17 protein-coding genes are annotated in these 14832 nt (G+C 68.9%); 4 read left to right on the top strand and 13 right to left on the bottom strand.

The window, feature by feature from the left end:
• Nucleotides 1–33: 33 nt before the first annotated feature.
• The 12 genes from cls to ACFOLC_RS06750 all read right to left on the bottom strand — a co-directional run bounded on the left by cls (nucleotide 34) and on the right by ACFOLC_RS06750 (nucleotide 10381).
• On the bottom strand, nucleotides 34–1458 hold the full coding sequence (cls, locus tag ACFOLC_RS06805) for a cardiolipin synthase (RefSeq protein ID WP_386758459.1): 1425 nt from the start codon (nucleotides 1456–1458) through the stop codon (nucleotides 34–36).
• Between the two features lie 369 nt (nucleotides 1459–1827).
• Nucleotides 1828–1995: a 50S ribosomal protein L33 gene (gene rpmG, locus ACFOLC_RS06800; protein WP_386758568.1), complete on the bottom strand. Its 168-nt coding sequence runs from the start codon at nucleotides 1993–1995 to the stop codon at nucleotides 1828–1830.
• 10 nt (nucleotides 1996–2005) lie between these two features.
• On the bottom strand, nucleotides 2006–2242 hold the full coding sequence (gene rpmB, locus ACFOLC_RS06795; protein WP_386758567.1) for a 50S ribosomal protein L28: 237 nt from the start codon (nucleotides 2240–2242) through the stop codon (nucleotides 2006–2008).
• 274 nt (nucleotides 2243–2516) lie between these two features.
• Entirely contained in the window at nucleotides 2517–4265 is a 1749-nt protein-coding gene (locus tag ACFOLC_RS06790; RefSeq protein WP_386758458.1) for a DUF885 domain-containing protein, read from the bottom strand.
• 184 nt (nucleotides 4266–4449) lie between these two features.
• Entirely contained in the window at nucleotides 4450–4791 is a 342-nt protein-coding gene (locus ACFOLC_RS06785) for a lipid-A-disaccharide synthase N-terminal domain-containing protein (protein ID WP_386758457.1), read from the bottom strand.
• An 84-nt stretch (nucleotides 4792–4875) separates the two neighbouring features.
• Nucleotides 4876–5607, bottom strand: coding sequence for a glycosyltransferase family 2 protein (locus tag ACFOLC_RS06780; protein WP_386758456.1), 732 nt, complete (start codon nucleotides 5605–5607; stop codon nucleotides 4876–4878).
• Between the two features lie 148 nt (nucleotides 5608–5755).
• Nucleotides 5756–6751 carry an NAD-dependent epimerase/dehydratase family protein gene (locus ACFOLC_RS06775; RefSeq protein WP_386758455.1) on the bottom strand — a complete coding sequence of 332 codons (996 nt, stop codon included), beginning with the start codon at nucleotides 6749–6751 and terminating at the stop codon, nucleotides 5756–5758.
• Nucleotides 6744–7178, bottom strand: a complete 435-nt coding sequence (locus tag ACFOLC_RS06770; RefSeq protein WP_386758454.1) for a hypothetical protein — start codon at nucleotides 7176–7178, stop codon at nucleotides 6744–6746. Before ACFOLC_RS06770 ends, ACFOLC_RS06775 begins: the two co-directional genes overlap by 8 nt.
• Nucleotides 7179–7192: 14 nt before the next feature.
• The gene (locus ACFOLC_RS06765; protein WP_386758453.1) at nucleotides 7193–8098 is read right to left on the bottom strand and encodes a ParB/RepB/Spo0J family partition protein; all 906 of its coding nucleotides are present in this window, start codon (nucleotides 8096–8098) and stop codon (nucleotides 7193–7195) included.
• The gene (locus tag ACFOLC_RS06760; protein ID WP_386758452.1) at nucleotides 8095–8913 is read right to left on the bottom strand and encodes a ParA family protein; all 819 of its coding nucleotides are present in this window, start codon (nucleotides 8911–8913) and stop codon (nucleotides 8095–8097) included. The genes ACFOLC_RS06765 and ACFOLC_RS06760 overlap by 4 nt, the downstream gene beginning before the upstream one ends.
• Before the next feature lie 105 nt (nucleotides 8914–9018).
• Nucleotides 9019–9702, bottom strand: coding sequence for a 16S rRNA (guanine(527)-N(7))-methyltransferase RsmG (rsmG, locus tag ACFOLC_RS06755; RefSeq protein WP_386758451.1), 684 nt, complete (start codon nucleotides 9700–9702; stop codon nucleotides 9019–9021).
• A gap of 67 nt (nucleotides 9703–9769) precedes the next feature.
• The gene (locus tag ACFOLC_RS06750; protein WP_386758450.1) at nucleotides 9770–10381 is read right to left on the bottom strand and encodes a 4'-phosphopantetheinyl transferase family protein; all 612 of its coding nucleotides are present in this window, start codon (nucleotides 10379–10381) and stop codon (nucleotides 9770–9772) included.
• An 83-nt stretch (nucleotides 10382–10464) separates the two neighbouring features.
• Between ACFOLC_RS06750 and ACFOLC_RS06745 the strand changes: the two genes are divergently transcribed.
• Both ACFOLC_RS06745 and ACFOLC_RS06740 read left to right on the top strand, forming a co-directional pair.
• Nucleotides 10465–11829: an AMP-binding protein gene (locus tag ACFOLC_RS06745; protein ID WP_386758449.1), complete on the top strand. Its 1365-nt coding sequence runs from the start codon at nucleotides 10465–10467 to the stop codon at nucleotides 11827–11829.
• A gap of 106 nt (nucleotides 11830–11935) precedes the next feature.
• The gene (locus ACFOLC_RS06740; protein ID WP_386758448.1) at nucleotides 11936–12208 is read left to right on the top strand and encodes a GlsB/YeaQ/YmgE family stress response membrane protein; all 273 of its coding nucleotides are present in this window, start codon (nucleotides 11936–11938) and stop codon (nucleotides 12206–12208) included.
• A 65-nt stretch (nucleotides 12209–12273) separates the two neighbouring features.
• Here ACFOLC_RS06740 and xth read toward each other — a convergent pair whose 3' ends face one another.
• Nucleotides 12274–13044: an exodeoxyribonuclease III gene (gene xth, locus ACFOLC_RS06735; RefSeq protein WP_386758447.1), complete on the bottom strand. Its 771-nt coding sequence runs from the start codon at nucleotides 13042–13044 to the stop codon at nucleotides 12274–12276.
• Between the two features lie 196 nt (nucleotides 13045–13240).
• Here xth and ACFOLC_RS06730 point away from each other — a divergent pair, with 196 nt between their 5' ends.
• Together ACFOLC_RS06730 and ACFOLC_RS06725 are read left to right on the top strand one after the other, a co-directional pair.
• The gene (locus ACFOLC_RS06730) at nucleotides 13241–13498 is read left to right on the top strand and encodes a helix-turn-helix domain-containing protein (protein ID WP_386758446.1); all 258 of its coding nucleotides are present in this window, start codon (nucleotides 13241–13243) and stop codon (nucleotides 13496–13498) included.
• Nucleotides 13495–14823: a type II toxin-antitoxin system HipA family toxin gene (locus tag ACFOLC_RS06725; protein WP_386758445.1), complete on the top strand. Its 1329-nt coding sequence runs from the start codon at nucleotides 13495–13497 to the stop codon at nucleotides 14821–14823. Before ACFOLC_RS06730 ends, ACFOLC_RS06725 begins: the two co-directional genes overlap by 4 nt.
• The last annotated feature ends 9 nt before the right edge of the window (nucleotides 14824–14832 follow it).

Raw genomic sequence — 14832 nt, 5'->3', positions numbered from 1 at the left:
TCGAGTGTAGAACGCGAGGCGGCGACGCGGGCGCTACATCAACGAATCGGCCAGGCGCGCGATGCCCTCGCGGCTGCGCCGCCACGGCCGCCGTTGCCGCCAGGCCGCCAGGTCGACGAATTCGGCGTCGGCCAGGTACTCGGCTTCGACCTCGCGCAGCCGCGCCACCAGCGCCGGGTCGTAGCACAGCAGGCCGGCCTCGGCATTGAGCGCGAACGAGCGGATGTCGAGGTTGATCGAGCCGACCAGGGCGATGTCGTCGTCGACGCTGAGGTGCTTGGCGTGGAGGAAATGCGGCCGGTACAGGGCGATGCGCACGCCGGCTTCGAGCAGTTCCTCGTAATACGATTGCTGCGCCCAGCGCGTCAGCGTCTGGTTGTTGGTCAGCGACAGCACCAGCCACACCTCGACCCCGGACAGCGCGGCGATGCGCAGCGCGGTCAGGGTGGCGTCGTCGGGCACGAAGTACGGCGTCGCCAGCACCACCTTGCGCTGCGCGCGCTGGATCAGCGCGACCACGACGTCGCGCGCGTTCTGGAACGGGTAGGCCGGGCCGCTCGGCAGCAGTTGCGTCGGCGTCGTGCCCGCAGGGGCGTGCGCGGCGGTCGCGACCGTGAGCAGTTCGCCGGTTTCGATGTACCAGTCGCTGGCGAACAGCGCCGCCAGCTGCCGCACCGCCGGCCCTTGCACGCGCGCGACCAGCTCGCGGTTGGGGTGGCCGGCGACGAAGTTCGCGTCGGCCAGGTTCTGCGAGCCGATGTAGCCGACGTGGCCGTCGATCACCGCCAGCTTGCGGTGATTGCGCAGGTCCATCCGCGACAGGCCACGCCAGGCCAGGCCGCCGGCGAGCATGGCGCGGACCTCGATCCCGGCCGCGCGCAGTGGCTTCGCCCACGCGCGCAGGCCCGGCTTGGCGCCGACCGCATCGAGCAGCACGCGGCAGCGCACGCCGCGCGCGGCTGCACGCAGCAATGCCGCCGCCATCGCGCGCCCGACCGCGTCGTCGAACATCAGGTAGTACAGCAGGTGCAGTTCCTGTTCGGCGGCGTCGATGTCGGCCAGCAGCGCGGTCAGCGACTCGTCGTAGCGGTCGTGCAGCACCACGGCGTTGCCGCGGGTCGGCATGAAGTCACCCAGGCGTTCGGCCAGGCGTGGAATATCGGCCAGGGCGCTGCCGTCCGCCGCCGTGGACGACCAGCGCAACGCAGTCAGGTCGGCCTGACGCTCGTGGATCAGTTGCGAGACGTGGGCTTGGCGCTGGCGCCGCTGCCGCGCCAGCCACGGGTGGCCGAGCACCAGGTACAGCGGCAGGCCCAGCAGCGGCACGAAGCCGACCAGCAGCAACCAGCTGCGCGCCGCTGCCGGCGGACTGCGCACCGGGATCCATGCCAGCGCCGCCAGGCGGATCAGCCAGTCGAGCGCGAGCAGCCAGTAGCCAGGGTGGAGGTCGAGGAGCATCGGCGCATTGGAGCATGGCGGGGTGATGGCGGCATCGGGGCCGACCACATGGCTGGCCAAGCGATCTGGCTTTTGTTCGTCATTCCCGCGCAGGCGGGAACCCATTTGCCCTTGCTCTTGCCTATGTTCGTCATTCCCGCGCAGGCGGGAACCCATTTGCCCTTGCTCTTGCCTATGTTCGTCATTCCCGCGCAGGCGGGAACCCAGGGACGTTGTCTTTAGCTCTTCTGCAGTGCCCTAAAAGCAGAAGCCCGCCTTTCGGCGGGCTTCTGTGGAACAAGAGCAGAAAGCCAGGTCACTGGATCCCCGCCTGCGCGGGAATGACGTTTTGGCAAAGCCATTCGCGCTGCGCGCGAATGGGCCAAAACGTCACTTGATCTTGCCTTCCTTGTAGATCACGTGCTTGCGCACGACGGGGTCGTACTTCTTGACCTCCATCTTGCCGGGCGTGTTCTTCTTGTTCTTGTCGGTGGTGTAGAAGTGGCCGGTGTTGGCCGAAGAGATCAGGCGGATCTTGTCGCGCTTGGAAGCCATGATTCGATCCTCCTCAGATCTTTTCGCCGCGGGCGCGGAGCTCGGCCAGAATGGCGTCGATGCCATTCTTGTCGATGGTGCGCAGGGCGTTGGCGGAAACACGCAGCTTCACCCAACGGTTCTCGGAAGCGACCCAGAAGCGGCGCTCATGCAGGTTCGGCATGAAGCGGCGGCGGGTCTTGTTCATGGCATGCGAGACGTTGTTGCCAGTCGTCGTTCGCTTGCCGGTTACTTGGCATACACGGGACATACGCACCTCGAAAGGTAATGGTGCTTCCCTTGGCCAGGGAGGCGGCGGCCCCGGCGCCGGCACGCGGAGGCGTCGGCGGCGCGCGATGCAGGAAGGAGTTTCTCGTTGCACGAGGCGGGCCGGAATCGCGCTTCCGGGGTCCGCCCGGTCTGCGGCCCCAAAGGGCACAGCCGGACGCAGCGAGCCGCGCATTATGCCCGCGACCGGCGGCCCGGGCAAGCACTTATCCACAAGGCGAGCCGGCCCGCCCGGACGGCGGGTTCAGCTGGCTGACTCAGCCCGCCTTGGCCTTGGTGGCGGACTGGGCGATGAACGCCCGCACCTGCTGTTCCAGCACCGGCAGCGGCACCGAGCCCTGGCTGAGCAGGGCGTCGTGGAAGGCCTTGACGTCGAACTTCGGCCCCAGCGCCTGCTCGGCCTCGGCGCGCAGGCGCACGATGGCGATCTCGCCGAGCTTGTAGCTCAGCGCCTGGCCCGGCCAGGAAATGTAGCGGTCGACCTCGGTGGTGACCTCGTGTTCGCTCAGCGCGGTGCGCTCGCGCAGGTAGGCCAGGGCCTGCTCGCGGGTCCAGCCCTTGTGGTGCACGCCGGTGTCGATGACCAGGCGGCAGGCGCGCCACATCTCATAGGTCAGGCGGCCGAAGTCCTCGTACGGGGTCTCGTAGATGCCCATCTCCTTGCCCAGTTTTTCACTGTACAAACCCCAGCCCTCGCCGTAGGCGGAGATGTAGGTCTCGCGGCGGAACGCCGGCAGGTCGCCCTGCTCCTGGGCCAGCGACCCCTGCAGCGCGTGGCCGGGCGAGGACTCGTGCAGGGTCAGCGCCGGCAGGTTGTAGAGCGCGCGCGAGGGCAGGTCGTAGGTGTTGAGCCAGTACGTGCCGGCGCCGCCACGGCCGCTGGTCCAGAACGGGGCGATGTCCGGCGGCACCGGGATGATGGTGAAGCGGCCGCGCGGCAGGGTGCCGATGAACTTGCCGACCTCGCCGTCGACGCGCTTGGAAATCCACGCCGCGCGGTCGAGCAGCGCCTGCGGGGTGGTCGCGTAGAACTGCTTGTCGGTGCGCAGGAACTTCAGGAAGGCCGGAAAGTCACCCTTGAAGCCAACCTCGCGGATGATCGCGTCCATTTCCGCCTGGATGCGCGCCACCTCGTCCAGGCCGATCTTGTGGATCTGCTCGGGGTCGAGGTCGAGCGTGGTGTATTCGCGGATCTGCTGGCGGTAGTAAGCCGCGCCGTCGGGCATCTGCTCGGCGCCCAGCGTGGTGCGCGCCTGCGGCACGTACTCCTCGCGGAAGAAGGTCAGCAGTTTCGCGTAAGCCGGGACCATGCGGTCGCGGATCGCGGCCACGCCGGCGGCGCGCAGGCGTGCCTGCTCGTCGGCGGGGATCGTTGCTGGCATCTTCTTGAACGGCTCATAGAAGTTCGACTGCAGCGGGTCCTTGAGCCCGGCAATGGCGGAGATCGAGACATCGCGGCCGTCCAGCACCGCGCGCGGCACGCTGAACCCGCGCGCCAGCCCGGTCCGCATGTTGGCGATGTGCTCGTCGAAGTAGCGCGGCACGTCATTCAGGCGCGCGGTGTAGGTGCGGTAGTCCTGCGCCGTGCGCAGTGGGCGCCGGGTCATGAAGCCGAGGTTGGACCAGAACGAGGAGTCCGAGTTGAACGGCATCTCGTAGCCGCGCAGGCGCACTTCGGCGGCGAGGTTCTCGACCTGGGCGCGGTAGACGGCGAGGTTGATGCGGTTGGTCGGGCTGAGCTTGTCCGCATCGACGCCGTCCAGGCGCTTGAGCACGTCCTCCCAGACCTTCAGCCGCGCGCTCTGGCTGGCCGCGTCCACCGACGGCAGCCGCTGCTGGTTGCCGGAGCTGTCGTTGTCCTCGTCGGCGGTGCCAAGCTGGTCCTGTCGCCATTGCCATTCCTGCGTGTAGATGGCTTCGAAGCGGGTGTCGACGGCGCCGGCGTGCGCGGCGACCGGGGCGAGGGCGAGGTGGCCGAACAGCAGGGCGGCAAGCAGTGGTTTCACGGGAAGGACCGGTGGTGGCACGGAACGCCGATCTTCGCATCCCGGACGCGCGCCGCGTTGGCCGATGCGGGCGTTTTGCGCAGGGGTGGCCGGTTGGATGGCAGCGGCCAGACCCGCTCGGGGCGGCGGTGAGGGGGCGGTTTTGCCGTGCCGCGGGCCACCTTCCCTGTGAAAAAGACCGGTGTCAGTGGCTGGCGCGGTCGCGGTGCCAGCCGCGGTGCTTGATGTCCAGGTACAGGCTGTAGGCCGCGGTGAACGACGGGAACAGGTTCTGCACCACCCCGACCGAGTCCTGCTTCTGCGAAAAGATGAAGTAGCTCAGCGTCATCGCGCTGCCGGCCAGGCTCATGTACCAGAACAGGCGCGGGATCACCGGCTTGCCGTGCTTGCGCGAGGCGATGAACTGCACCAGCCAGCGCCCGCCGAACATCAACGCGCCGGTCAGGCCGATGATCTTCCACGGCGACATGTGCAGCCCGGTCCATTCGAGCCAGGCGATCGGGGCATTCATGAAATCGAAGTCCATGGCGGAATCCACTCGTGTGCCGTTGCAATGATTCCCTCATTTACCCGTCATTCCCGCCTGCGTGGGAATGACGGCGATTGAGGCTTACTCGATCTCACGGACCTGGGTGAGCTTGCCGCGCTTGATCAGCCAGGCGACGCCGCGCAGGTCGGCGATGCCGACCAGGGCGCGGCCCAGGTTGTTGTACTTGGACACGCCGGCGCTGCGCGGGCGGTGATTGACCGGCACGCTGACGGTCTTCCAGCCGGCGCGCTGCATCAGCGCCGGCAGGTAGCGGTGCATGTGGTCGAAGTACGGCAGGTCGAGGAAGGCGGCGCGCTCGAACAGCTTGATGCCGCAGCCGGTGTCGGGGGTGGCGTCGCGCAGCATGCGCGAACGGATCGCGTTGGCCCACTTCGACGCCCAGCGCTTGCTGCCCGAATCCCGGCGATGGACGCGCCAGCCGGCGAACAGCTTGATGTCGGGCGCGGCGCTCGCGCGCTGCGCCAGCAGCTTGGGGATGTCGGCCGGGTCGTTCTGGCCGTCACCGTCGAGGGTGGCGATCCAGGCGCCGCGCGCGGCCTTGACACCGGTGCGGATCGCGGTGCTCTGGCCGCTCTGGCTGACGTGGTGGATCACGCGCAGCTCGGGCACCTGCGCCTTGAGCGCGCGCAGCACGTCGAGCGTGTCGTCGCGTGAGTGGTCGTCGACGTAGACGATCTCGAACGGCAGCACACCGCGCAGCGCGGCGGTGATCTCGCCCACCAGCGGCGCGACGTTGTCGCGCTCGTTGAACACGGGGACGACGACGGAGAGTTGCGGGGCTTGCTGCGTCATCTAATAAAGGCTCAGCTGCTGATCCCCTCTCCCATTGGGAAAGGGGTTGGGGTGAGGGTGCGGCGCGAGCGCGGAGCATCGTACTCGCCCCGACCCTCATCCGCCCTGCGGGCACCTTCTCCCGCAGGGAGAAGGAAAATACGCGGCACTAGGCGTTGCGGCCGAAGTAGCGGCGGCACCAGTCCACCACCTGCGGCAGGCCCACCTCGATCGACGTAGCGGGCTCGAAGCCGAAGGCGGCGTGGGCGTGCGACGTGTCGGCCATGGTCTCGATCATGTCGCCGGGTTGCATCGGTTTGTAGACCTTCTGGGCCGGCGTGCCGGCGGCGGATTCAATGACCGCGATGAAGCGCTCGAGTTCCACCGGCGTATGGTTGCCAAGGTTGAACACCCGGTGCGGCACCGCTGGCGGCGCCGCATCGACCGGCGGGTGGTCAAGCGCGCCGAGCACCCCGTTGACGATGTCGTCGATGAAGGTGAAGTCGCGGCGCATGCGGCCGTGGTTGAACACGTCGATCGGACGGCCGGCGAGCACCGCGCGCGAGAACAGCAGCGGTGCCATGTCCGGCCGGCCCCACGGGCCGTACACGGTGAAGAAACGCAGCCCGGTGGCGTGCAGCCCGTACAGGTGTGCGTAGGTGTGCGCCATCAGCTCGTTGGCGGCCTTGGTCGCCGCGTACAGCGAGCGCGGCTGGTCGATGCGCTGGTCCTCCGAGAACGGCGGCGTGGCCGAGTCGCCGTACACCGACGACGAACTGGCGTAGACCAGGTGTTGCACGCCGCGGTGGCGGCACAGTTCCAGCACGTTGACGAAGCCGGCCAGATTGCTGTCGACGTAGGCATGCGGGTGCGTCAGCGAGTAACGCACGCCGGCCTGTGCGGCGAGGTGGATCACCCGCGTCGGCCGCACCTCGTCGAACAACGCGGCCAGGCCGTCGCGATCGCACAGGTCGAGCGCGCGGATGTCGACGTCCGGGCACAGCGCGGCCACGCGGTCGCGCTTGAGCTGCGGTTCGTAGTAGTCGTTGTAGTTGTCCAGGCCGATCACGGCCGCGCCGCGCGCGCGCAGGGCGCGGCAGACGTGGGCGCCGATGAAGCCGGCGGCGCCGGTGACGAGGATGGGGGCGGTGTCTGTGTCAGTCATCGGGGTCAGGATAAATGTCGAAACCCAAGGTCAGCTTAAGCGCGGCCATGGCCGCGCTCAGGTCGGGGCTGATTTCGAAGCCGAAATTCTGCTCGCTGAACAGGCCGATAAACAGCCCGCAGCGGCCGCCCTGTGCGGTGAACGCGTGGAAACGGTCGCGATGCATCGACAGCCGTTGCTGCACGCCGTCGAGGAAATCCTCGACGTGCTCGCGGCTCCAGTCGCGCGCCTGTTCGTCGGGCGTGAGTTCGGCGTAGCCGTAGCTGTCGCGGTACACGCCGGCGAGCGCGTTGCCGTGCGGCGTTGGCCGCGGTTGGCCGGCGCGCCAGCTGCGCTTGGGCGTCAGTCCAAGCGCATCGAACAGCGGCGCAAGGTCGGCGCTGGGGTGGGTGGCCCGCAGCGAAACACGATAGCGGTAGGGGTTCATCGCGGCCGCGCGCGTTACTCGGTGACGGTACCGCGCAGCCTTTCCAGCACGCCCTCGAGCGAGTCGAGGTCGGTGTAGTGGATCACCAGCCGGCCCTTGCCGGCGCGGCCGTGCAGCACGTTGACGCGGGTGTTGAGCGACTCCGACAACTCGCGCTCGAGCGTGACGATGTCGGCCTGCGGCTTGGCCTTGGCCGGCTTGGGCTTGCCGCCGCTGCCGGGCAGCATGCCGGCGGCGAGCTGCTGCACGCGGTGCTCGACCTCGCGCACCGACCAGCCGTGGTCGGCGGCCTGGCGCGCCAGCGCGATCGCCGCCTGCGGCGTCAGCGCGAGCAGGGCGCGGGCGTGGCCCATCTCCAGGGCGTGGGTCTCGACCAGCACGCGGATCTCGGCCGGCAGCTCGAGCAGGCGCAGCAGGTTGGACACCGCCGCGCGCGAGCGGCCGACCGCTTCGGCGGCCTGGGCGTGGGTCAGGTCGAACTCGTCGATCAGGCGCTGCAGCGCGGTGGCTTCTTCGAGCGGGTTGAGGTCCTCGCGCTGGATGTTCTCGATCAGCGCCATCGCCACGACCGTGCGGTCGTCGACCTCGCGGATCACCACCGGGATGTCGCTGAGCCCGGCCAGCTGCGAGGCGCGCCAGCGGCGTTCGCCGGCGATGATCTCGTAGCGCTTGCCGCCCAGGTCGCGCACGACGATGGGCTGGATCACGCCCTGCGCCTTGATCGATTCGGCCAGCTCGGCCAGCTTGTCCTGGTCCCAGTGCTTGCGCGGCTGGTACTTGCCCGGCGACAGCGCGTCGACCGGCAGCGTGCGCAGGGTGTCGCCCTCGACCGCTTCCAGCACCGGCGCCTCGGCGGCCGCCTTGGGGCCGAGCAGGGCTTCGAGGCCGCGGCCAAGGCCGCGCTTTTTGGCAACGCTCATGCCGTCGTCTCCTTCGGTTCGGGCGCGCGCGCCGCCTTGGCGGCCTGGTCGCGCTCGCGCTGGCGGCGCAGCACCTCGCCGGCCAGGCCCATGTAGGCGATGCCGCCGCGGCTGGCCTTGTCGTAGCCGACGATGCTCTGGCCGTGGCTGGGCGCCTCGGCCAGGCGCACGTTGCGCGGCACGATGGTGCGGAACACGCGGTCGCCGAAGTGGGTGGTGAGCTCGGCCGAGACCGCATTGGCGAGGTTGTTGCGCACGTCGAACATGGTGCGCAGCACGCCTTCGATCTCGAGCTGGGGATTGAGGCGCGACTTCAGCGCCTCGATGGTGTCGATCAGCGCGCTCAGGCCTTCCAGCGCGTAGTACTCGCACTGCATCGGCACGATGATCGAGTCGGCCGCGGTCAACGCGTTGAGGGTCAGCAGCGACAGCGCCGGCGGGCAGTCGATCAGGATGTAGTCGTAGTCGCCGCGCAGTGGCTCCAGCACGGCGCGCAGGCGCTGCTCGCGGCCGGGCTCGGCCATCAGCTGCACCTCGACCGCGGTCAGGTCGATGTTGCCCGGCAGCAGGTCGAAGTCCTCGGCGGTGCGCACGATCGCGCTGCGCACTTGCGCCTCACCCAGCAGCACCTCGCACACCGAGGTCTCCAGCTCGCGCTTGTCGACGCCGCTGCCCATGGTGGCGTTGCCCTGCGGGTCCAGGTCGACCAGCAGCACGCGCTTGGGCGTCTTGGCCAGGGCAGCGGCCAGATTGACGGCGGTGGTGGTCTTGCCGACCCCGCCCTTCTGGTTGGCGACGGCGATGATGCGGGCCATGCGGCTCGTCCTGGCTGTGGCGGAGGGTGGCCGGCGCAAGGCCGGACCGGGGATTATGCCCGCCGCGACCAGTCGTGTCCTTGTCGCCCGTCGTGACCGGTCCGGTTATCGGGCTGACTGGGCATCCGTGCGGCCCACCACGATCAGATGGCGCTCGGCGTCCAGGCCCGGCACGGTCAGCGGGTGCGCAGCCTGCAGCGTCCAGCCCGGTGGCAAGGCGGCGATCTCGTCGGTCGGCGCCACGCCCTTCATCGCCAGCAGGTGCCCGTCGGGCTTGAGCAGGTGGCCACCGAGTTCGACGATCAACGGCAGCGTCGCCAGCGCGCGCGCGGTGATCGCGTCGTACACGCCGGGCTCGTCCAGCGCCTCGATGCGCGACTCGGCCACGCGCACGTCCTTGAGGCCGAGCTGGCGCACGGCCTCGCGCAGGAAGCGCGCCTTCTTGCCGTTGCTCTCGACCAGGGTCACGCGCAGGCCGGGCTTGACGATCGCCAGCGGGATGCCGGGCAGGCCGGGGCCGGTGCCGAGGTCGGCGAGCGCGCCGCCGGCGATGCCGTCGACAACAAACTTATCGATAAACGGGTGCATCGCCAGCGAATCGAGCAGGTGCTTGTTCACCATCTCGCGCGGGTCGCGCACCGCGGTGAGGTTGTAGGTCTGGTTCCAGCGCACCAGCAGGGCCAGGTAGTCGAGCAGCGGCGCCGCCAGCGCCGGGTCGAGCGCGAGCGTGACCAGGCCGGCTTCGAGGCTGCGGCGCAGGGCGGGGTCGAGGGCGTTGACGGTGTTCATGCGGCGCGCAGTATTGCCGATGTCGATCGGATGCGCGCTGTTGCAGGGCCGTCGTTGCAGCGACGGTTCAACGACGCGGGCGCCAGGCGAGCGCGGCGATGTAGCCGGGCACGGGCGCGAACTCGTGCAGCGACCAGTCGCCGGCAGCGCCCAGGGCACTGTCGCTGTAGGCCAGCTGCAACCGGCCGTCGCGCTCGGCGAAGCGCACCCGGTCGAGGCCGAACGCGATGCCGTGGCCGTGCGCCTTCAACACCGCCTCCTTGGCGCACCACAGGCGCAGGAAGGCGTGGTCGCGGGCCTGCGCGGTGGCCGCGGCGGCCAGCCAGTCGATCTCGTCGGGGCCGAAGTAACGCCGTGCCAGGTCCAGCGCCCGCGGCCGCGGGCGCAGCCGCTCGAGGTCGGCGCCGACACGCACGCCGTCACCGAGCGCCACCAGCAGGCCGTCGCCGCTGTGGCTCCAGTTGATGTCGTGGCGCTCGAACGGCGCGCCCAGCCACGGCCGCTGGCGGGCGTCGCGCGCCAGCGGCAAGGCGGCCGCGTCGACCGCGAGCTGCCCGGCCAGCCAGGCCCGTGCCTGCGGTTCCGCCGGTCGGCCGTGGTGGTGCGGCAGCCAGGCCCACTGCAGCGGCGCGACCGGCGACACGGCCGGGGTGCCAGATGAACTGTCGGACAGGGACATGAACGACCGGTTTGGCCGGGGCCGGGTGTGCCAGCGTAATCTAGTCGCAGGGGGAAGGCGGCCCAGGCCGCAGGAAAAACAGCATGTCCGCGGTCATCGAATCCACGCTTGCCAATGTCAGTGCCGGCCCGCAGACGCCGCTGGTGGTCGGTGCCGGGGAGCGGCCGATCGCCTTCGACGGCGGCGGCGCGATCACACGCGCGCGTTTCGCACGCGAGGTGCGCGCGGTCGCCGCGTTGCTGCCGGCCGCGCGCTACGCGGTCAACCTGTGCGAGGACCGCTACCGTTTCCTGGTGGCGTTCTGCGCGGCCGCGCTGCGCGGCCAGACCACGTTGTTGCCGTCGTCGCGCGCACCGGCCGTGGTGGAGGAGGTGCTGGCCCAGCACCCCGGCAGCTACGCACTGGCCGACGACGCCCACGAGGTGCTGCCGCCGCAGGCCTGGCGCCTGCCCACACGGCTGCCGCAAGCCGACGGCGCGGCGCTGACGATCGACCCCGACGCCCTGGTCGCGATCGGCTTCACCTCCGGCAGCACCGGCCAGCCGCGCCCGAACCCGAAGAGTTGGGCCGGCTTTTGCGCCAGCACGCGGCAGAATCTGGCCGCGCTCGCCGACCTGCTCGACAACGAGGTCACCCACCTCGTCGCCACCGTGCCGCCGCAGCACATGTACGGCATGGAGATGTCGGTGCTGCTGCCGCTGCTGGGCGACGTCGCCGTGCATGCCGCCCGCCCGTTTTTTCCCGATGACGTCGCCCATGCGCTGGCTCAGGCGCCGCGACCGCCGCTGCTGGTGACCACGCCGGTGCACCTGCGCGCGCTGGTCGAGTCCGGAGTACAGCTGCCGGCGTTGGCCGGCATCGTCTCGGCGACCGCGCCGTTGCCGGTGGAACTGGCGCAGACCGCGGAGGCGCGGTTTGGCTGCGAGGTGCGTGAAGTGTTCGGCTCCACCGAAACCTGCGTGTTCGCGCGCCGACGCACCGCGCGCGAGTCGGCGTGGACGCCGCTGCCCGGCGTGCGCGTGGCGCCGCAACCCGACGGCACCGCGGTGCACGCACCGCACCTGCGCGAGCCGGTGGTGCTGGCCGACCTGATCGAGGTCCACGCTGACGGCCGCTTCGAGTTGCGTGGCCGCAACGCCGACCTGCTCGAGATCGCCGGCAAGCGCGCGTCGCTTGGCGACCTCACCCGCAAGCTGCTGGCCGTACCCGGTGTCGAGGACGGCGTGGTGTTCCAGCTCGATGCGCAAGACGCGATCGGCGTGCGTCGCATTGCCGCGCTGGCGGTGGCGCCGACGCTGGACGAGGCGGCGATCCTGCACGCGCTGCGACAGAGCCTGGACCCGGTGTTCCTGCCACGGCCGCTGCGCCGCGTCGCCGCCCTGCCGCGCAACGAGACCGGCAAGCTGCCGCAGCAGGCGCTGCAGGCCATGCTGCACGGCGAGCCGTAGCCCCGGCGATTCTGACACCGCCGTCACGCCGGCCTGTACAGACTGCCCACGCCCCACGCAGGGGTTGTTGCGTTCTCATCCTCTGAATGGACAAGGAGACACGAGCATGGGCCTCATCATTTGGCTGATCATCGGTGGCGTCATCGGCTGGCTGGCCAGCCTGATCATGAAGACCGACGGCCAGCAGGGCATCTTCCTGAACGTCATCGTCGGCATCGTCGGCGCTTTTCTCGGCGGTTGGCTCGGTGGCCTGCTCGGCATCGGCGGTGGCGAGATCAACGACGGCAACTTCAGCGTGAGCGGACTGCTGATGTCGCTGGTCGGCGCGATCGTGCTGCTGGCGATCGTCAACCTGTTCCGGCGTGGCCGCGTGCGCTGACGCACACCGCGCAATGCAGAAGGCCCGGCATTGCCGGGCCTTTTTGTTGGGCATGACGGGCAGCGTCAGCCGGCCAGTTCGACCCACGCCGGCGCGTGGTCGCTGGGGCGGTCCCAGGTGCGCGGCTCGCGGTCGATGCCGGCGGCGACGCAGTGCGGTCGCAGCGCATCCGACACCAGGGTCAGGTCGATGCGCAGGCCGAGGTTGCGGCGGAACGCGGCCTGCCGGTAGTCCCACCAGCTGAATTCGCCGGCGCCGTCGTGGTGCAGGCGGTAGGCATCGTGCAGCCCGAGCGTGCACAGTTTCTGCAAGGCGGTGCGCTCGGCGGTCGAGGTCAGGATGTGCTCGTCGTTCCACACCGCCGGGTCGTGTACATCGCGGTCGTCGGGGGCGATGTTGAAGTCGCCGAGCACCACCAGCCGCGGGTGCGCCAACAGCTCCTTGATCAGCCAACCGTGCACCGCCTCGAGCCAGCGCAGCTTGTAGGCATACTTGTCGGTGCCGACGTCCTGGCCGTTGACCACGTACAGGTTGACGATGCGCACGTCGCCGACGGTGGCGGCGATCACGCGCTGCTGCCCGTCGTCGAAACCGGGAATGCCGATCTGCACGTCGCGGGCGGATTCACGCGAGAGGATCGCCACACCGTTGTAGGTCTTCTGCCCGGCGAACACGCTGCGGTAACCGGCGGCGGCCAGCGCGTCGTCGGGGAAGCGCGCGTCCTCGAGCTTGGTCTCCTGCAGCGCGGCGACATCGGGCGCAAAGTCCGCGAGCCATTGCTGCAGGTGCGGCAGACGCACGTTGAGCGAGTTGACGTTCCAGCTGGCGATTTTCATGGTGCGCTATCCGGTTGGTCCATTCATTTTGTCGTGTGGCAACTGGATCTGATACCCCGCGCGTATAACCAGATCGATCCGGTCAGGGCAAATGCCTGCCGGTTGCCCGTCAGTGTCATGACGGTGCTGGGGCTTGAAAATTAGATGTATATGTCAAATAATCAAAAAACAATGAATTTATTGACAAATAAGTCAAATGCAAACAGTGCTGGAGCTCGGTGAAGCAGTAGCGGCCCGGCGACGCTCCCTGGGCTTGAAGCAAGGGGATGTTGCCGCTCGCGCGGGCGTCTCCCAGGAGGCGCTGTCCCGCTTCGAGCGCGGCAAGCTGGCCGAGTTCGGCTCACGCAAGCTGCTGGCGGTGCTGGCCGTGCTCGGCATGGAGCTCCGGTTCGTCGACATGGGGGCGTCCGGTTCATTGGATGAACTTCGCCGCGAGCGCGGGGGCGATACATGAGCCTGTCTGTCCACGTGCTCGGACGCGAAGTCGCCACGCTCGAAGCGGTCGGCGACTTCAAAAGCGCGATGCGTTACCACGACGGCGTGGCGCCCGAGGACTTCGTCTCCCTGACCATGCGCGTGCGTCGCGACGCCTACCTTTGGGACGATGTCCTGCACCCGGTTTTCCAGATGAACCTGCCCGAGGGCTACCTGCTGCAGGCGCTGCAGGAGCAGTTTGGCCCCCACATCGGCGCCAGCCCGATGGCGCTGTTGTCGGTGATCGGCCGCAACATGATCGGCCGCATCCAGGTGGCCACGCGGGGGGCAAATCTGGAGGAGCCGGCCAAGCCTGTCGACGTCGCCGGCCTGCTGCAGGGCGACAACTCTGAAGAAGCCTTCGCCGAACTGGTCCGCCAGCACGCGGCCAGTGGCGTATCGGGCGTGGTGCCCAAGTTCCTGGACAGCGATGCCGAGAAGATCTCAGTCGGCCGACATACGAAGACCACACTGCTCACCCACCGGCACATCATCAAAGGCTCGTCACGGCTCCTGCCCTTCGTGTCCTTGAACGAGCACCTGTGCATGCAGGTGACCCGCCGGGTGATGTCCACGGCGATGACCGAAGTGTCCTGTGACGGCCAGGCGTTGGTCGTCCATCGCTTCGATGTCGACGAGAACGGTGCGCGTCACTGGGGCATGGAGGACTTCTGTGCCTTGCTCGGCCTGCGTCCAGCAGCAAAGTACGAAACCACCTGGGAGCGCATTGCCAAGGCCGTGCGCGACCACGTGCCGATCGCCAGCCGCGCCGAGGTCTTCCGCCAGATGGCGACGTTGCTGCTGCTGACCTACGCGCTGCGCAACGCGGATTGCCACGCCAAGAACGTGGCCCTGCGTTACACCCGGCGAGACGACGTCCACCTCGCGCCGGCCTACGACATGATCACCACCGCCGCGTATCCCGACTACGCCCGCAATCCGCCCGCGATCGCCTTCATGGGCAAGAAGTCCTGGGACCCCGGCAAGCACTTGCAGACGTTCATCGCCGCGACCTTCGGACTCCCGCCGCGTGAGCAGGCCGACATCGTCGAGCGAATTGGAATGGCGATGGCCGAGGTGGGGCCGCGGGTCCGTGATGCGATGGCTGAACATCCTGGCTTCGCGGAGATCGGCAAACGCATGCTGCTCGCCTGGCAGGATGGCATCGCCAGCCTGCGGGGCAAGCGCACCTACGCCCTGGGTGACATGGAGCTGGGCGCTGCGTTCACGGGATTCTCCGAGCCGATGCCAGAGAAGCGGAAACGCACGGTCGCCGGCAGATCGGACCTGCTCGGCAAGCGATAGGCAGGCCCG

The organism is Lysobacter cavernae, assembly GCF_042648505.1.
GTDB lineage: Bacteria > Pseudomonadota > Gammaproteobacteria > Xanthomonadales > Xanthomonadaceae > Lysobacter_L > Lysobacter_L cavernae.
This window is presented reverse-complemented; position numbering and strand designations above follow the sequence as displayed.